This window comes from Thioalkalivibrio sp. ALE12 (assembly GCF_000381105.1).
Lineage (GTDB): Bacteria > Pseudomonadota > Gammaproteobacteria > Ectothiorhodospirales > Ectothiorhodospiraceae > Thioalkalivibrio.
The window spans coordinates 19,266-35,269 of record NZ_KB905918.1 but is presented as its reverse complement, the minus strand read 5'-3'; the positions used below and the strand labels follow the sequence as shown (position 1 = coordinate 35,269).

The following is a 16,004-nucleotide window of genomic DNA, read 5'->3' as shown; positions in this document are numbered from 1 at the left end:
CCCGCCACATCCTCATGACTGGAGTCGTGGTCGCCCTCCACTCCACGCCCGCCTGGGCGCAGAACCTGCCGACGGCCCCCGAGCCCGACGGAGGCTTCCAGGACGGCAACTGGATCGACCTCATGCGCGGCTACATCTTCGAGGGTGCGATCGTCCTCGGGACACTGATCGCCGTCGCCTCCTTCCTGTGGGTGTCCTGGACCGCGCTGACCAAGTTCAACGAGGCGCGGCAGGGCAAGGCCGAATGGGGCGAAGTGGGTCTGCTCGGTGTGGTGGGTGCCGTAGTGCTCCTCGTCCTGAGCTTCTTCGTGAATCAGGCGATTTCGATCATGGAGTAATGCCGCATGGCGACGCCCGGACTCGAAAACCGAATGGCCGAGCGGCTCAACGAGGAGCCGCCGATCTTTCGCGGCTGCTCCTCCAGTGAGCTGCTCGCCATTCTCGTGCTCGCCGTGATCGGCTGGCTACCCGTCGGGATCCTGCTCGGTTTCGTGGTCGGCGCTCCGATGATGGGCGTCGGATTCGCGGCGGTCGCCGTGCTGGGGACCGTATTCATCACCGCCACGATCTTCCAGAAGATCAAGCGGGGCCGCCCCACCGGCTACTACCAACAACGCGCCATGCTCGCCCTTCACCGGAGCGGCCTGCGCAAGGTCCCGGTGACGCTGCGCAGCGGGACCTGGGACCTGGGGAGACGTTCGTGAGATACCGCAAGGAACTCGACAGCGCCCGATCGCACATCAACACCCTCCGGGGCGTCATTGCCGTCATGGCAGTCGTGGCCCTCGGCCTGTGGTTTGGGTGGCAGCAGGCCCCCGACCGCCTGACCGTGCACATCCCCCCGGATCTTCGGACCGGCGGGGTTCTGGAAGCCGGAGAGGTGCATCCCGCGTCGGTGTACACCTTCGCGTTCTACATCTGGCAGCAGGTCCATCGCTGGCCCGAGGACGGGCGTGCGGACTACCCGGACAACCTGTGGTCGCTGCAGGCGTTCCTGACGCCACGGTTTCAGCAAACCCTCGAAGCGGACCGAGAACAGCGCGAACGGCGCGGTGAGCTGCGGGATCGCAGCCGGTTCATCCGGGAGATCGACGGCCTGCGCTACACCCCGGACCGCGTGCAGGCCACGGGGGACGGGACGTGGACCGTATGGCTGGACGTGGAGGTCGAGGAGCGCATCGACGGCGAGCGCGTCAAGCAGGTCTTCATCCGCTACCCCCTGCGGGTGGTCGCCTACGACATCGACCCTGAATCGAACCCCTGGGGACTCGCCCTCGCGGGCTTCGTCCAAGATCCCTATCGCATCGACCCGGAGGAGGAGCAGTAATGCGCCCGATCCTCGCCATTGCCCTTATCGCGGCCCTCGCGGGGCCGGTGTCGGCCACCGCCGGCGACAGCCCCGACCGCATTACGTGGGACGGAGCGCCCGTCCAGGTCACCCTGCCCGTGGGGCAGGAGCGGCTGATCCGCTTCCCTGCAGGGCACGTCCGCGTGGGGCTTCCACCCCACATCGATGACCAGGTCCGCGTGTTCTCGAACGACGGGATCGTCTATCTCAAGGCGCAATCCTCGTTCGGCCCCGCCCGCGCCGTCATTTCCGATGTCGAATCCGGGGCGACGTTCATGCTCGACCTTTCGGCCGAAGACGGCGCCCGCGCCAATGAGGTCGTCATTCATCGACCGGGGAGTCGGCGGGACCACGCGACGGACGTCCCCGACGCCGAACCCGACCACCAAAACCTGGACTACGTGGCGCTGACACGCTTCGCGGCCCAATCCCTGTACGGCCCCAGCCGGCTTGCTCCGCAGATGCCCGGCGTGCGCCAGGTTTCACTGAACCAGGAGCCGGTTCGGCTGGTCCGGGGTGCGGCCGTCACCGCCGAACCGCTCGCGGCCTGGCGCGGCGGGCGCTGGTACGTCACCGCCGTCAAGCTGCGCAACGCCACGGAGTCCCCGGTCATGCTCGACCCCCGAGACCTGCGGGGCGACTGGCTGACGGCCACCTTCCAGCATGCACGGCTGCACCCGGCCGGCCACGAAGCCGACACGACCGCTGTGTATGTGGTGTCCGACCGCCCCTTTGAAGAGAGCTTTTGGGGGGTGCGCTGATGGTTTCCACCAAGGGCAATCGACTTCTGCCGATCATCGGCCTGGCCGTTGGCGCATTGATGATCCTGGTGATGCTGCGCTCCTGCGGCACCGAGCCGACGGCCGAGGCGCCGGACTCGCTGGACCAGCGGCAGGCGGCGGCGGCGCAACCGGACGCGGACACGGCCACCGACACCATCCGCACCCTGACGGCCGAGCAGCGCGAGACGCGCCGACAGCTGCGGGAACTGCGCGAGGACAACCAGCGGATGCGCGAACAGCTGGCCGAGGAAGCGCGGCAGGAGCCGGATCCGGAACGCCAAAGCCACCTGGAGGGGCTCCTCGGGCGCATGGATCAACTCAGCTCCCGCGTACAGGACATGGGCCAGCAGCTGGAGCAGCGCGAAGAAGAGGATCCCGACCTGGTGCCCGGGAGCGACATCCCGATCGGCCTGGGTATCCGGGAGGACGAGGCCCCGGTTATTCGGGACCGCACCCGCACCGCAGAACCCGAATCCGCCGACACCCTGCGTTGGACGAATCCCGTGGGCTACGACCCCGAGGAAGAAGGGGGCGGCCTTCTCGATCGCGGCCGTTCCGCGGCCGGCACCATCCGCGAGCGCGGCGCCGCCGGGGTGGAACGCGCGCGCGACACGGCGGCCCGCGCCACCGGCACGGATACGCCGGAGGAAGATCCCCGGTACACGGTGCCGCGCAATTCGACCCTGATGGGGTCAACCGCCATGACGGCCCTGATCGGCCGTGTACCGCACGGCGGGACGGTCGAGGATCCGGTGCCGTTCAAGGTGATCGTCGGCGAACGCAACCTGGCCGCCAACGACATCGACATCCCCAATATCGAGGGGATGATCTTCTCCGGGACCGCGATGGGCGACTGGACACTGTCCTGTGTCCGGGGCTCGGTGGAGTCGGTCACCTTCGTATTTCAGGACGGCACGGTTCGCACTCTGCCGGATCCCGATGGGGATTCCGGGGACTCTCTCGGCTGGATCTCCAACGAGCAGGGCGTGCCCTGCATCGCGGGTGATCGCATTTCCAATGCACCGGCCTACCTGGCACAGGCCACCGGCATCGTGACGGCACAAGCCGCTGCGGACGCCGCCGCTGCTGCTCAGACCACGCAGATCGTGAGTCAGGAGGGGTTCACACAGAACATCGTCACCGGCGACACCGGAGAGTTCATTGCCGGCCGCGCGGCTTCCGGTGCCGCCCGCGAGGTCGCGCAGTGGCTGCGGGAACGCCAGGAAAGCCACTTCGACGCGGTCTTCGCCCCCGCCGGCGAGACGGTCGCCGTCCACCTCGACCGGGAACTGAGGATCGATTATGAACTTGAAGGCAGAAGGGTCTCCCATGAAGCGTTCGAGCGCCGCTCTACCTATCGCACTCTTGATTAGTGCGGTCCTGACCGCCGGCTGCGCCTCCACTTCGGCGGACAAGGTGATCCCGAAGGACGGCCCCACGATGGACGAGGTGTACGAAGGACACTTCGAGTCCATGGGGCGCACCGATGTCGATGCCGCGCGTCAGGCGCTGCAACAGCCGATCGGCCGAGACGCCCAGGAGGGCACGGCGGATCTCGCGGGCTACACCCGATCCGCCCAGGACGAAATCGAGACGCGATTCAGTCGGGTCCCGAATCCGACGCTCGTGATGTTCGTCTACCCGCACCTGGCCGGTCGCGACGAGGTTCCCGTGCCCGGGTATTCGACGTCGTTCCCGATGTACGACCGCCACCACTATGCACTCCCCGGAGAGGCGGGAGCCCGATGATGCTGAAAATGCTCACCTCGCTCCTCCCCGGCCGTTCGGCAAGGGATGAAGACGAGAATCAGGGGCCCGACCCGAACCTGGGTGGGTCGCGTCCGGTGACGCAGGCCGAGGTCAAGGACCTTTACCGCCGGCCCAACTCGTTCACGGACCTGCTGCCATGGACGGACTACGATCCGGCGACTCAGGTGTTCCTCCTGGAGGACCAAAACAGCGTTGGTGCGCTGTTCGAGCTGATCCCGGCCAGCTCCGAGGCGCGCACGCCCGAGTACATGGAGGACCTGCGCCAACAGATCCAGGGCGCGCTGACCGATTCGGTTCCCGAAGTGGACGGGTCCCCGTGGGTGCTGCAGGTGTTCGTGCAGGACGATCCCGCGCTGGGCGGGGTCACCGACCATATCCGGTCCTACTCCCGCGAGCGGTCCGAAGACAATCCGTTTCGGGACGCCTACCTCGCGGAGGTGGACGACCATCTGCACCGGATCTCGCAGGAGGGCGGTCTCTTCGTCGATCAGCAGGTCACCGGCGGCGCGTGGCGCGGGCAGAAGCGGCGCGTGCGCGCGTGCCTGTACCGCCGCTCGATCGCGGGTGATCTGTCCCCCGAGGAGACCCTCAACCAGGTGGCGGCCCAATGGGCAACCTCCCTGGAGGCTGTTGGAGTCGGCGTGAAGCGCTGCAAGGCGCAGGACCTGTATGAGTGGCTCGTCCCGTGGTTCAACCCCCGCCCCGAGGTCGCCGATGGCGATCCGGAAAAGCTGCTGAATGTCGCCCCCTATCCGGGGGACGAGGATCTCCCGTTCGGCCGCGACCTGGCCGAACTGTTCACATATTCGATGCCGGTGTCGGATGCCGAGGCCGGCGTCTGGCGCTTCGACGGGATGCCCCATGCGGTGCTGAACGTCCAGAGTCTGCGGCAAGCCCCCAAGACCGGGCATTTCACGGCGGAACGCCAGGCCGGCGAGAACATCTATGCGCTGTTCGATCGCGCCCCCGAAGGCACGATCCTCTCGGTCACGATCACCATCCAGCCGCAGGACCAGGTCTCCAACCACATCGGGCAGATCCACGCCGCGTCCCGTGGGGACAACATCGAATCCCGGCTGGCACTGGAGGAAGTGGAGACCGCGCAGGAAGAACTCGCGCGTGGCAACAAGCTCTACCCCACCCAAATCGCGTTCTACATCCGCGCGGAGGACGACACGCAGCTGGTGCGCCGGCGCAACGAGCTGGCCTCGCGTCTGGTGGCGAACGGTCTTCAGATCATCACCCGAGAGGCCGAGCTGCTCCCGCTGGATACCTATCTGCGCGCGCTGCCGATGGCCTATGACCCGGCCCTGGAGCGCGTCACACGCCGGAGTCGCTACGTGTATGCCGACCACCTCGCCGCCCTGCTCCCCCTCTACGGCCGCACGAAGGGGACGGACCATGCCGGTTTTCTGTTCTACAACCGGGGGGCCGAGCCCCTGATGTTCGATCCGCTGCATCCCTCGGACCGGAAGAAGAATGCCCACGCGCTGATTCTCGGCCCCACCGGGGCCGGCAAATCCGCCCTGCTCACCTATCTGATCCTCCAGATGGTGGCGGTCTACCGGCCCCGGATCTTCATCATCGAGGCCGGCAACTCGTTCGGTCTGCTGGGACAGTACCTGGACCACCGGGGCGTCTCGGTCAATCAGGTCTCCCTTACCCCCAAGGAGCGGGTCAGCCTGCCGCCGTTCGCGGCGGCGACCCAGCTCCTCGATGACCCCCTGGTAGACAAGAAGATCGAGGAAGACGCCCCCGACGAGGACGAGGAGGACGACATCGAGGAGGGACGCGACCTGCTCGGCGAAATGCAGATCGCGGCCAAAATTATGATCACCGGCGGCGATCCTCGCGAGGAGGCGCACATGCGCCGCCCGGACAACACCGCCATCGCCAACGGCATCCTCCGTGCCGCCAAGAACGTTCGCGCCGCAGGGCGCGAACAGGTCCTGACCGAAGACGTGGTCGCCGGTTTGCACGAGGTCGCGAAAGAAGAAGATTCGCCCGAACGCCGCAAGCGCGTCAGCGAAATGGCGCAGTCGATGGAGGTGTTCTGTCACGGGTTCGCCGGCAAGGTCTTCAACCGGGCCGGCGAGCGCTGGCCGGAGGCCGACGTGACGATCGTTGATATGGGGATCATGGCGCGCGAGGGCTACGAGGATCAGCTCACGGTGGCCTACGTCGGCCTGATGAACCATATCAACGACCTGGTCGAGCAACACCAGCACTCCGAACGCCCGACCCTCGTGCTCACCGACGAGGGGCACATGATCACGACCAATCCGTTGCTTGCGCCCTACGTCGTCAAGATCACGAAGATGTGGCGAAAGCTCGGGGCCTGGTTCTGGATCGCCACGCAGAACCTGGAGGACTTCCCGGATGCGTCCCGGAAGATGCTCAACATGATGGAGTGGTGGATGTGCCTGGTGATGCCGAAGGAGGAGATCGAGCAGATCGCCCGCTTCAAGGACCTCACCAACGAGCAGAAAAGCCTGCTGCTCGGAGCCCGCAAGGAACCCGGCAAGTACGTCGAGGGCGTGGTCCTGGCCGATCAGGTCGAAACGCTGTTCCGCAACGTACCGCCCCCGATCGCCCTGGCCCTGGCGATGACCGAGAAGCACGAGAAATCGGAGCGCCGCAAGATCATGGACGAGCTGGGATGCTCGGAAGTCGAAGCGGCCGAAGAAGTCGCGCGCCGGATCGGAGGTGACGCGCCGTGATCAATCAACACACCCTTTGGGCCGGCGACTTTGCCTGGACCGAATGGCTGCTGGTCGCCGGGGGTCGCAAGGGCCTGTTCCTGATGCCCGGCCACGACGGCATCCCGGAGCACCTGGAGATCCACACCCTCCCGCTGCAGGGCGAGGGCCAGCTGATCCACAAGGGCGGTTGGCTTACCGATGCCCAACGCGACGGCGTGCTGATGGAGCTGACACTGCACGGGCATTCGCCCGTGACACTGGCCCGCGAGTTCGAGCAGGCCGAGACGCTCAATGGTCCGCTTCGGGAACTGGCGATCCGTCTGGCTGAGGCAGAAGGCCGGGTGTGCGAGCGCATGTTGAACGAACCCCAACGGCGCTTCCGGGCGCAGCTGCAACTTCCCTCGAAATCCAGCGCAGGAGGCCGCTCATGCGACGAATGATGGCCGTACTACTCCTGGTGGGGATCGGCCCCGCCAGTGCCGACCCGGGGCAGATCGAGGTCTTCGTGACCACCGGTACGACCGTATCCACCACGCCGGCCGACCGCCGGGGGATCCCCGTCGAGATCCATCATGTGGACGCCGTGGACCGGGCAACGGAGGCCCTGAGTCAGGGGCTTCCAGCCGATCCCGAGGCCGCGGCCGCGATCGCCCAGGAGCGCCTAGACGCCCGGGCGCATCGGGATCTCGAAGCCGCCTACGATCCGCTGCTGCGCGCCTATCGCCTGAACATTGAACAAGTACCGGCCATCGTCTTCGACGGCCAGGCCGTGGTGTATGGCACGACGGACCTCGCGCGCGGCCTGCGCGAGTATGAACGGTGGCGGCCATGATCCGGGGGTCCATGCGTAGCACCGGCGTCGGGATCGTGGCCGCGCTCTGCCTGCTGGTTGGAAGCCCCGCGAAGGCCGAGGACCCGGACACGATCAGTACCGCCGAGATCACTTCGCAGACGAGCAGCGCCCTCTCGTCCTGCCTGAATTGGGAGATCATCGGAGTCTGTCTGTGGCTGCGCTGCACCATTACCGGCTGCAGTGTGGTCACGACCGAGCGGATCCGGCATTACGTCCCGGACGCCGTCATTTCGGCCTACCAGAACACCGGCGAAAACCCGTGGGCGGAGATTCGGGGAGCGCTCGGATCCGCGCAGGAGTCCGCCGCCGAATCGATCCTTTCCTTCGACGCTTTCGTGGGCGGCGGGAACACGCTGGAGGGGCGTCATTCCCGTGATGCGCGCCAACTGCGCTTCAAGGAAGCGGATGTAGTCGGGCACCCCTTCATGGAGATCCTGGAGTACATCGACGTCCCGTACATTTGTCCGGGCGCGGCCACGGCCGAAGCCTTCCACCCCTACTACCAGTCCGCGACCAGCGTACTCGCCTGGCGCTACGCGGTGCCCGAAATGTTCTACATCGAGTCCCTCCGGGAGGGTGAACGGGAGATCGGAGAGTGGGACGACTACACCTGGGGCGCGGTGTATCCCCGCTCGGGTTACGTCTCCCAGCCGGAGGATGCCAAGGCCGCCGCGATCGTCGCGCAGCGGGCGGGCGACATCACCACCCGGGAAGACCAGTCGGGGCATGTCTATGAACAGCTCCCGGGCGACGACGTGGTGCATGAGGACGGTTACCGCGTGTGGCTCCCCCCCGAACTGATGGAGCGGGACGAAGAGACCGGCACCTTCCAGATGCACATGCCCACAAGCACCAACACCTGCGAAGTGTTTGGGGAAGACGACACCGAGGACAAGGATGGCTGGTCCAGCGACAAGACCAACCTCAAGGGGAACTACGTCTGGACGCTCTGGCGCCCGTACAACTGCTGCGAAATCGGGGGCCAGGTCTACCTCGGCTCTGTCACGTTCTAGGAGACGGATCATGCGGATGCGGAAAACACTGATCGCTGCTACAGCCTGCGCGGCGCTTTGGGGACCTACCGCCGGCCATGCCCTCGTGCCGTCCGAAGACGGGTTCTGGTACTACGAAGTGGGCGGTGCAGAGCCCATTTCCAATGCCCCGAACCCCAATGTCACCACCACCCGCCTGGCCTTCGGCGCGGAGGCCAGTGCGGGGTATAGCTGTGGCAGCTTCGATCCCCTGCTGAGCATCGAGAACACCCTGAACGAAGTGGCCCAGGGTGTGGAAGACATGGTCGATCAGATGGTCCAGGCCGCCACGAATGCGATCGCCTCCCTACCGGCCATGGTGCTCCAGCGGTCCAATCCGGGCCTGTACGACCTGTTCCAGAACAACCTGCTGCGCGCCGAAGAAGAGCTGTCGCTCGCCACGCAGAGCTGCGAGGAAATGGAGGCCGCGATCGCCGACGGTCGCAACCCCTACCAGGAGTGGGTCACGCTCTCGAAGGGCGATGACTGGCGTGCCGCGATGGGGACGGGCGGCGACATCGTGCAGGTCCAGGAGGACATCGATCGGGATGCCGGCAACAACGGAGCCGAGTGGATCGGAGGCCGCCGGGGCGGCCAGGGCCAGGAGCCGATTGACGTGATCAGCGACACCGTCAAGGCGGGCTACAACATCACCCTGGATCGGCCCCCGAACGCCGGCACACCGTATGCCGGCGGCGGTGATTCGCCTCTGCTGGCACGGACCTGGAGTAGCCCGCAGGAGGCTCAGGAGTGGGCAACCCGAGTGCTCGGAGACAAACACATCCGTACCTGCCAGGGGTGCGAAAGCGAGACCACCCCCGGTGTGGGCCTTCTGCCCATCCTCGAAGAAACCAACCAGCAGGTCCGCGAGGATCTGATGCAGCTCGTCTCGGGGGAGACCAATCCCACGCGAAGCAACCTGCGCGACGTCTCGGCACCCGGCGTGGCTGTGTCGCGAGGCCTGATCGAGGCGCTGCGTGAACTCCCGGAATCCGACCGGATGGTGGCGGCGGGACGACTGGCACAGGAAGTCGCGACCGCGCGCACGATGGAACAGGCCCTCCTGACCCGCCGCATGCTACTGAGCGGCCGGAAGGCGCCAGAGATCGACGCGGCCGGGGTCGCTCGGGAAGACATCCGGGACGGGATCGAGGAGATCACCTCCGAGATCGACACGCTGATGATGGAAGTCGAGGCGCGTCAGGCCGTGGTATCGAATACGGCCGGATCGATCCTGCGTGAAGCGCAGCGCCGCGCCCGCGCCTCCAGCGGCACCCCATCCCCGCTCCCGATCGAGACCGCCCCGATCCGTGGCGGGGTGGTGCCACGGCCATGATCTCGCGAATCCCGCGTCACCTCCTGATCGGGGTCGCCGCCGCCTTCGCGATCATCATCGTGGCGGGCCTCGCGTGGAACATGATCGAAGGAGCGGAGGCGGTACGCGCCCGACTGGATCAGGCTGAATGGCTGCTGGCCGGTTGGCGCTGGCTGCTGATCGCGGCGGTCGTGCTGGGTTGGCGGTACTGGGTGACCTGGCTCGGCGGGCACCTGCCGCCGGAGTCGCAACGGCGTCTGGTGGATGCGCGCTGGAGAGTCGCGGGCTGGCTCGTGATCCTGGAGATCCTGCTGGGGCAGAACCTGCTGGGGCGTGCAGTGGAGCTAATGGTATGAACGTCGGTCATCCCCTTGAGGCCTTCACGACCATCTTCGGATGGATGCAGTTTCAGAACCTGTGGGACATCCTCGTGTTCTCGGGGATCGCGTTCATCCCCTTCCTGATCATCGTGATCCGTGCCTTCGTGGACAACTACACCGGACAGGAGGCGAAGGCCGGGAGCCGGAAATCCGTCCACATGATGGAGGTCGAGATCGTAAAAGCACTCTCGGTCGTCGTGCTGGCTGCACAGCCGATCTGGCCCCTCTCGCTCAGTGAGCTGGAGTTTGAGAACGCCTGCAATCAGACACCGGGCGTTTCTGGCATCGAAGACACCACGTACTCGGATGCCTTCGATCTCACGAATGCGTCGGTGCCGGTCTGGTGGTACGGGACGATGGCGATCTCGAAGGGGATCACCGGCGCGGCGATCGCCGGTATTGGGTGCCCGGAAGAAATGGTGCGCACACGCCTGACAATCGATGAACAGCGGATCTCGGATCCCGAAGTAGCGCAGAACGTCCAGCGGTTCACGAATGAGTGCTTTATCCGGTCCCGCTCTCGATTCCAGCGAGAGCGGCCGGACGTCGATTCACTGCTGGCTACGCACGGCACGGACGATCCCGAGTTCATCGGTTCTCGGGTGTACCTGCAAACCGAAGGATTCTATGACCGCTATAGGGCCGAGAGCCCCGTACACGGCTTCGACTACAACCCGATCCGAGACGATCCGGACTACAACGAGGGCGCAGAGCCACCTTACGGCCGCCCGTCCTGCGAGGACTGGTGGAGCGGAAACGGAGGACCCGGGCTGCGGCAGCAGATCCTGGATGAAATGGAAACCAGCACCTTTGAGGGGATCCGGGACCGGGTATCCGGATTCTTCGGGACCTCGGACGAGGAGATCGAAGACCGAATGATCCGCCGGATGGTCGATCAAGCGGCAGTCAACGCCCCAATCGCTACCAGCGAACTGACCAATACCGACTCAGGGGGTGGAGTTTTCGCGACGATCGCAGCGGGGATTGGACTCGGCGCGCAGGAAATGTTTTCCCATGGCCCCATGATGCTCACCATCCGCGAGGCCGCGCCCATCGTGCAGAGCTTCCTCCTCATGGGGATCTACATGCTGCTCCCCATCCTGCTCGTGTTATCGCTGTACTCTTGGGGTCCGGTGTTCATCGCAACGGCCTCGATCCTCACGATCACGTTCTGGACCTACCTCTGGGCGATCAGCCGCTGGCTGGAGGACAACATGATGGCGGCGTTGTATCCATCCACGGGCAGCTATATGGCGTCGAGTTTTGGGTCGCTGCTGTCTGCTGATGGAGGGACAAAGGCCAGCATCCTGAGCATGGCAATCGGGTTCCTGCACATCGGCCTTCCAGTGCTGTTCAGTATGATTGTCGGTTGGGCGGGTTATAAGGTGGCCGATTCCGTCGCTGCAGGCGACAAAACGACGGGGTCAATGGCTAACGCTGGGCCCGCCGCAGCCTCCGCCGCCGGTCGTTTTGCTAGTCGAGGGAAGAAGTAGCACTCCGCGCTCGTTGTTGGCGAGGGAGGAGTGCTGTCAGACGATGATGGGCATCAACAGCTTGTAAGCCCATCACTCCTTGGTGGCATAGTGCGCGTAATCATTTTCGCCGTAGTAGCTCCCAGGGGACATGGCGATGTCCTCTGATGGCGTTCCGAAGGCGGAAAACTCTTCGCTTTCGCCGCCTTCTGCTGCGGCGGATTCCAGAAGCACCGCCAATAGTTCTCCCGAACTAACCCCCGATGCCAATGGCTCAACGCCGTTTTGTGCTTGTGGTGAAACGGGCGCCGCGACGGCGTTTCGACCAACAGCCTGCGCCACACCTGAGCCCAAGCCCGCAGAGGCCACACCGAACTGCCGCACGCCGGCCTTCCAGCCTCGCCGGCGGATCGAAGTGACGAGCCCCGCGGCCAGGAACAAGGCCAAGGGGGCAAGAATGAGTGTTGTAAGTACCAACATGCTTTATCCAGTCGTTTTCGTCCTTAACTACACCAGTAGCGCACGCCAGCGCGAGATTCAAGGCCCGGGGGACCAATCCACGACGCGCGGCACAAGCGGTAAAAGCTCAAGCTCCTTCAGTAGCCCGCCTCTTTCTGGTGCCGGAAGGCGAGGACATACACGGCATCGTCGGCCGGTTCGTGTCGGTAGAGAGCCACAAATCCGGAGTCGCCGAAGGCAATCACCAGCTCGCGCAGCTCGGGGACTTCAGGATCCGGTCGCCCCATATCGGGGGCCGTTTCCAGCAGCAGGAATTGCCGCTCGATCGCCTGACCCGCGCGCCGGGCGGCATCCGGGGCTTTCGTGGCGAGAGAGCGTCTGCACCGCTCCAAACCTTCTACGGCGCCCGCAGTGACGATTACTCGTGGCACTCGGGCGCGGCCCCTTCATCGTCAGTGCCCCATGTGCTCAACCAGTCGCGGGCTTCCTGCCCGGTCAGGTGCTGGCCGGTTTCCCGATAGGCCGACCAGGACGCCAGGGCTTCCTGCCGGAAACTCTCGCGGGCCTCCTCGCGGTCAACGTACTGGCGGATGGCTTCGAGCATGATCCAGTGGGGCGACCGTCGGCGTTGGGTAGCCAGATCCTGGAGGCGACCTTTCAATGCGTCATCGATTTTCAGGGACGTTGCCATGGCGGCCCTCGTATTACGTGGTATTACCTTTTACTAAGGTAGCTCGGTATTCGGCCCCGAGTCCACCCCGCCGACCACTGAACCACTCGTCGCAAAAACGATCGTTTTCGAGAGAACTGAGGCGGACACCGCGACGCCGCCCGATCACCCCCAACGAAGTGTCTCAAAACTGTGTCTTGAAACTGTGTGTCTCAAAACCTAGCATGGAGATGAGTTTCGAGAGAACAGGCCTATGAAAGTCGGGTACGCCCGCGTTTCAACCCGTGACCAAGACCCATCGCTCCAGACCGATGCCTTGCGGCAGGCCGGGTGCGACCGGATCTACGAGGACCGCGCATCGGGAGCCCAACGTGATCGCCCGCAGCTTCGGGAGGCCCTGGACTACATGCGGCAGGGCGACGTCCTGGTGGTATGGCGACTGGACAGGCTTGCCCGATCCATGCGGCAGCTCATTACCACCGTGGGAGATCTGGAGGAGCGCGGGATCGAGTTCCAGTCCCTCACCGAGTCCATCGACACGACGACGCCAGGCGGGAAGCTGGTCTTTCACGTATTTGGCGCAGTGGCCGAGTTCGAGCGCTCCATCATGCAGGAGCGGACCCGTGCGGGCCTGGACGCCGCGCGCCAGCGTGGCCGCACCGGCGGACGGCCCCCGGCACTTACAGACGAACAGCTGGCCTTTGCGTGGACCGTCCTCTCCCATTCCGATGCCCCCGTGCGGGAACTCGCCAACCAACTGAATGTTTCGCCCGCCACGCTCTATCGCCACTTTCCCGGCGGTCGGGCCGCGCTCCGCGACAATAGCGACGAATGAGGTCCCCCTGCGCAAAATCGCCCCTGAGCGCAATCAGTACCGGTACTACCGGATGTTCATCCAGCGGCGAGGGGTTTTTGGTGGGTATGCCGTCTGCCGCGAGTGGAGCCGAATAGGACAACCGGGCACGACCCGGGAGGACTGGTGCACCACCTTGGACCAGGCGACGGCGATTCTCACCCAAAGGGCTGCGGCCAAAGTCCGGCGCGGGTACACAGGCTGGACGGGCAACGCAGCAACTACAAAGGGAAAGGGCCGGTAAGGGAATGGGATGGAGAATGGCAAGGGGCTTATCCAGAAACGGTTAGAAAGGGGCGCACCTGATGAGTGTCGAAGCGAACTGCTCCCATGAGTAAAGCGCGCTCATCATCGGCGAACCTTGGCTTCGTAAATCGCTTGTGCAATTGTCAACTCTGCGGCTGGCCAAGGAAGGCGCCTGCCTCTTCGCTTCATGAGGTCCAGAGCCGTCCGCGCTTGGTCCTGCGTCAGTAGTCCAAATTCGATCACCTCACCAAGGATCCACAGCGTGCCTCGGACCTCGGTGTCTTCTCGTGCTGCCAGGACGCGGAGATTGCCATCGCCCGTCAACAGCGGACAGGACTCCTGTTTAGCGAGGGCTAGAGCGAGTCGATCGTTGAAGCCAGGCTCATCGCCGCGGGCTTCGCCCAAGGCAATCGCGTAGTCGACGTACTCCGCGTTAACCACCAGCGTCTTCAGCCCCATGTCGGGCAGGTACGGGCAACCGCCTTTGATCTCTTCCTCGAAGAGCACGTCCGGCATCGCGAACCGATATGGGAGCTCGAAGAGCGAATGCAGTATCTCACCAGCCTCTAGGTCGATGATGATATTGGCGTCACTGATCAGCAGCAGCATCCTGCGGCTCCATGCAGCGTTCCCGATAGAACTGCATCCGCGGGATGCCGAGTAGTGCGGCGGCCTTGGCCTCCGAGATCAGCTGTTCGCCGACAGCGTGATACACCAACTGCTCAAACTGTTTCGGGGCCTCGGCCGCTATCGGTTCACCCGGCTCCCGTCGCTTCCATCCACGCGCTGAGAACAGCCGCATCAACGACTGGAAAGAGGTGTACGGAATAATTTCACACTGGAGTGCGCGCATAGCCCAGCCCGCCATGGAGAGGCCGTACTCGTGCTTGAGCCGGTACAGCTCTCGCGGCTCCAGGCGGTGTCGGCGTTCGCCCAGTTCATGGATGACCGAGGTTTGAGGGGCCAGAAAGGCGCCCGCAAGGCGGTCGCAGGCCTTTTCTTCGTCAACGCCATCCCCTAACCGGCCGGCCAACAGCACGTGGGCCAGCTCGTGAGCGAGCGTAAAGCGCTGACGATCTCCGGGCCAAGAAGTTGATACCGCAATCACCGGGTACTGCTGCCCGTCTGCGGCAACAGCCGTGGCCGTCATGCCGGAGAACCCCTTATGATCGACGTTGACCGCGAGAATCATAAAACCAAGGTTTTCGAGCGTATCGGTCAGATCTCCGATCGGGTTCAGACCCAGAGACCACGCCCGTCGAACCTCGTCCGCGATTTTCTCTAGAGCCTCCAGCTCGTCCACTTGTGCGGGCACGCAATCCGGGACCGAGAACCGAGAGATCGGACGCTCGGGAAAAGCATTCAGTAACTCGACGCGCTTCTCGATTTTCTCGGCAACACGGATCTGAACGGCATCAGCACGCTTGGCGCCAAAGCCGGAGTTCTTACGGAACTCCACATTGTTCAGATGCACGGTCGCCTTGCGAAAAAAGTACTCTGTACGCACCCCACAGGCCCCGGCAATGGCAAGCAGCTTCGCAGAATCGGGCGTCACGCCGTCGTTTTCGTACTTCCGAACCGCTGCCTTGGACACACCCAGACGCTGGCCCAACGCTTCCAGCGTAAGGCCGGCGGAAAGGCGCGCCTGGCGAATGCGTTGTCCCAGCATCGCTGGCTCCTAGTGGTTCACTTTAGTGCTAATGCTACACAAAAAGTAAACCACTGTAGAGCGAAGTTGGAGCCCATAGCCCCCCCGGCCCCATCCCAGCGGTAAGCGGGACTGCAGGCGTTCGCGGATCCAGTCGATCGGCGGACGCCCCTAGATGTCGTCGCAGAGCCGGTGTTATGCAATGGTACGGAGGGGGCACAGGTTCTGGACGGGCGCAGAGAAGGGTTCATGATCGACCCATCGCCGGGATCTAGCAGCCCCAGGTCGTCGTCCCAGCGCCCTAGATCGAGGCGCTGCTCTTCTCCAGAGTAGTTGACGCCAGACACCAGTGACCGTTCGAAGGAAATTCATCAAGCAGACTCGCTGCGTCAGCTCGTCATCAACCAGGTTGGTTCGCTTGAGCACGAGGCCGCGCTGCGCCGACGGACGCGCTGCAGACAGATCTCCGGGTCTA

The 16,004-nt window shown here is 64.5% G+C and carries 20 protein-coding genes; 15 read left to right on the top strand and 5 right to left on the bottom strand.

Features of this window, described 5'->3' with window-relative positions; genetic code table 11:
- The 13 genes from F614_RS0113065 to F614_RS0113005 form a co-directional block, all read left to right on the top strand.
- On the top strand, nucleotides 1–338 hold a 338-nt coding region (locus F614_RS0113065; RefSeq protein ID WP_019559053.1), incomplete at its 5' end, for a TIGR03745 family integrating conjugative element membrane protein.
- A 33-nt stretch (nucleotides 339–371) separates the two neighbouring features.
- A complete protein-coding gene (locus tag F614_RS0113060; protein WP_017926573.1) occupies nucleotides 372–704 on the top strand; it encodes a TIGR03750 family conjugal transfer protein in 333 nt (110 codons plus the stop codon).
- Nucleotides 701–1,327, top strand: coding sequence for a PFL_4703 family integrating conjugative element protein (locus F614_RS0113055; protein ID WP_017926572.1), 627 nt, complete (start codon nucleotides 701–703; stop codon nucleotides 1,325–1,327). Before F614_RS0113060 ends, F614_RS0113055 begins: the two co-directional genes overlap by 4 nt.
- The gene (locus tag F614_RS0113050; protein ID WP_017926571.1) at nucleotides 1,327–2,109 is read left to right on the top strand and encodes a TIGR03749 family integrating conjugative element protein; all 783 of its coding nucleotides are present in this window, start codon (nucleotides 1,327–1,329) and stop codon (nucleotides 2,107–2,109) included. The genes F614_RS0113055 and F614_RS0113050 overlap by 1 nt, the downstream gene beginning before the upstream one ends.
- Nucleotides 2,094–3,503 carry a TIGR03752 family integrating conjugative element protein gene (locus tag F614_RS0113045; protein WP_019559052.1) on the top strand — a complete coding sequence of 470 codons (1,410 nt, stop codon included), beginning with the start codon at nucleotides 2,094–2,096 and terminating at the stop codon, nucleotides 3,501–3,503. The genes F614_RS0113050 and F614_RS0113045 overlap by 16 nt, the downstream gene beginning before the upstream one ends.
- Nucleotides 3,496–3,879 carry a TIGR03751 family conjugal transfer lipoprotein gene (locus F614_RS0113040; protein WP_019559051.1) on the top strand — a complete coding sequence of 128 codons (384 nt, stop codon included), beginning with the start codon at nucleotides 3,496–3,498 and terminating at the stop codon, nucleotides 3,877–3,879. Before F614_RS0113045 ends, F614_RS0113040 begins: the two co-directional genes overlap by 8 nt.
- On the top strand, nucleotides 3,879–6,620 hold the full coding sequence (locus F614_RS0113035) for a conjugative transfer ATPase (RefSeq protein WP_019559050.1): 2,742 nt from the start codon (nucleotides 3,879–3,881) through the stop codon (nucleotides 6,618–6,620). The genes F614_RS0113040 and F614_RS0113035 overlap by 1 nt, the downstream gene beginning before the upstream one ends.
- Complete coding sequence (locus F614_RS0113030; protein WP_019559049.1) at nucleotides 6,617–7,042, top strand: hypothetical protein; 426 nt, start codon at nucleotides 6,617–6,619, stop codon at nucleotides 7,040–7,042. Before F614_RS0113035 ends, F614_RS0113030 begins: the two co-directional genes overlap by 4 nt.
- A complete protein-coding gene (locus F614_RS0113025) occupies nucleotides 7,039–7,434 on the top strand; it encodes a TIGR03757 family integrating conjugative element protein (protein WP_019559048.1) in 396 nt (131 codons plus the stop codon). The genes F614_RS0113030 and F614_RS0113025 overlap by 4 nt, the downstream gene beginning before the upstream one ends.
- Before the next feature lie 11 nt (nucleotides 7,435–7,445).
- The gene (locus F614_RS0113020) at nucleotides 7,446–8,468 is read left to right on the top strand and encodes a TIGR03756 family integrating conjugative element protein (protein ID WP_019559047.1); all 1,023 of its coding nucleotides are present in this window, start codon (nucleotides 7,446–7,448) and stop codon (nucleotides 8,466–8,468) included.
- An 85-nt stretch (nucleotides 8,469–8,553) separates the two neighbouring features.
- The gene (locus F614_RS0113015; RefSeq protein ID WP_019559046.1) at nucleotides 8,554–9,822 is read left to right on the top strand and encodes an integrating conjugative element protein; all 1,269 of its coding nucleotides are present in this window, start codon (nucleotides 8,554–8,556) and stop codon (nucleotides 9,820–9,822) included.
- Complete coding sequence (locus F614_RS0113010) at nucleotides 9,819–10,157, top strand: hypothetical protein (RefSeq protein ID WP_019559045.1); 339 nt, start codon at nucleotides 9,819–9,821, stop codon at nucleotides 10,155–10,157. Before F614_RS0113015 ends, F614_RS0113010 begins: the two co-directional genes overlap by 4 nt.
- Nucleotides 10,154–11,674, top strand: a complete 1,521-nt coding sequence (locus F614_RS0113005; RefSeq protein WP_019559044.1) for a conjugal transfer protein TraG N-terminal domain-containing protein — start codon at nucleotides 10,154–10,156, stop codon at nucleotides 11,672–11,674. The genes F614_RS0113010 and F614_RS0113005 overlap by 4 nt, the downstream gene beginning before the upstream one ends.
- 72 nt (nucleotides 11,675–11,746) lie before the next feature.
- On the opposite strand, the gene F614_RS14680 is transcribed toward F614_RS0113005, so the two are convergent.
- The 3 genes from F614_RS14680 to F614_RS0112995 form a co-directional block, all read right to left on the bottom strand.
- On the bottom strand, nucleotides 11,747–12,133 hold the full coding sequence (locus tag F614_RS14680) for a hypothetical protein (RefSeq protein ID WP_081619720.1): 387 nt from the start codon (nucleotides 12,131–12,133) through the stop codon (nucleotides 11,747–11,749).
- 116 nt (nucleotides 12,134–12,249) lie between these two features.
- Nucleotides 12,250–12,504 carry a type II toxin-antitoxin system RelE/ParE family toxin gene (locus F614_RS0113000; RefSeq protein ID WP_018878685.1) on the bottom strand — a complete coding sequence of 85 codons (255 nt, stop codon included), beginning with the start codon at nucleotides 12,502–12,504 and terminating at the stop codon, nucleotides 12,250–12,252.
- A gap of 26 nt (nucleotides 12,505–12,530) precedes the next feature.
- Entirely contained in the window at nucleotides 12,531–12,803 is a 273-nt protein-coding gene (locus F614_RS0112995; protein ID WP_017941422.1) for a CopG family ribbon-helix-helix protein, read from the bottom strand.
- 232 nt (nucleotides 12,804–13,035) lie between these two features.
- Between F614_RS0112995 and F614_RS0112990 the strand changes: the two genes are divergently transcribed.
- A complete protein-coding gene (locus tag F614_RS0112990; RefSeq protein WP_018995011.1) occupies nucleotides 13,036–13,617 on the top strand; it encodes a recombinase family protein in 582 nt (193 codons plus the stop codon).
- The gene (locus tag F614_RS15065; protein WP_081619719.1) at nucleotides 13,544–13,879 is read left to right on the top strand and encodes a WGR domain-containing protein; all 336 of its coding nucleotides are present in this window, start codon (nucleotides 13,544–13,546) and stop codon (nucleotides 13,877–13,879) included. Before F614_RS0112990 ends, F614_RS15065 begins: the two co-directional genes overlap by 74 nt.
- A gap of 104 nt (nucleotides 13,880–13,983) precedes the next feature.
- Here F614_RS15065 and F614_RS0112985 read toward each other — a convergent pair whose 3' ends face one another.
- Nucleotides 13,984–14,490: a DUF3368 domain-containing protein gene (locus F614_RS0112985; RefSeq protein WP_019559042.1), complete on the bottom strand. Its 507-nt coding sequence runs from the start codon at nucleotides 14,488–14,490 to the stop codon at nucleotides 13,984–13,986.
- Entirely contained in the window at nucleotides 14,471–15,550 is a 1,080-nt protein-coding gene (locus tag F614_RS0112980; RefSeq protein WP_019559041.1) for a helix-turn-helix domain-containing protein, read from the bottom strand. Before F614_RS0112980 ends, F614_RS0112985 begins: the two co-directional genes overlap by 20 nt.
- Between the last annotated feature and the right edge of the window lie 454 nt (nucleotides 15,551–16,004).

What these genes read in the sequence shown, in the direction of transcription:
- F614_RS0113060 (WP_017926573.1), top strand. Translation starts at nt 372, where the DNA reads ATGGCCGAGCGGCTCAACGAGGAGCCGCCGATCTTTCGCGGCTGCTCC.
- F614_RS0113050 (WP_017926571.1), top strand. Translation starts at nt 1,327, where the DNA reads ATGCGCCCGATCCTCGCCATTGCCCTTATCGCGGCCCTCGCGGGGCCG.
- F614_RS0113035 (WP_019559050.1), top strand. Translation starts at nt 3,879, where the DNA reads ATGCTGAAAATGCTCACCTCGCTCCTCCCCGGCCGTTCGGCAAGGGAT.
- F614_RS0113025 (WP_019559048.1), top strand. Translation starts at nt 7,039, where the DNA reads ATGATGGCCGTACTACTCCTGGTGGGGATCGGCCCCGCCAGTGCCGAC.
- F614_RS0113020 (WP_019559047.1), top strand. Translation starts at nt 7,446, where the DNA reads ATGCGTAGCACCGGCGTCGGGATCGTGGCCGCGCTCTGCCTGCTGGTT.
- F614_RS0113010 (WP_019559045.1), top strand. Translation starts at nt 9,819, where the DNA reads ATGATCTCGCGAATCCCGCGTCACCTCCTGATCGGGGTCGCCGCCGCC.
- F614_RS0113005 (WP_019559044.1), top strand. Translation starts at nt 10,154, where the DNA reads ATGAACGTCGGTCATCCCCTTGAGGCCTTCACGACCATCTTCGGATGG.
- F614_RS14680 (WP_081619720.1), bottom strand. Translation starts at nt 12,133, where the DNA reads ATGTTGGTACTTACAACACTCATTCTTGCCCCCTTGGCCTTGTTCCTG.
- F614_RS0112995 (WP_017941422.1), bottom strand. Translation starts at nt 12,803, where the DNA reads ATGGCAACGTCCCTGAAAATCGATGACGCATTGAAAGGTCGCCTCCAG.
- F614_RS0112990 (WP_018995011.1), top strand. Translation starts at nt 13,036, where the DNA reads ATGAAAGTCGGGTACGCCCGCGTTTCAACCCGTGACCAAGACCCATCG.
- F614_RS15065 (WP_081619719.1), top strand. Translation starts at nt 13,544, where the DNA reads ATGTTTCGCCCGCCACGCTCTATCGCCACTTTCCCGGCGGTCGGGCCG.
- F614_RS0112985 (WP_019559042.1), bottom strand. Translation starts at nt 14,490, where the DNA reads ATGCTGCTGCTGATCAGTGACGCCAATATCATCATCGACCTAGAGGCT.
- F614_RS0112980 (WP_019559041.1), bottom strand. Translation starts at nt 15,550, where the DNA reads ATGCTGGGACAACGCATTCGCCAGGCGCGCCTTTCCGCCGGCCTTACG.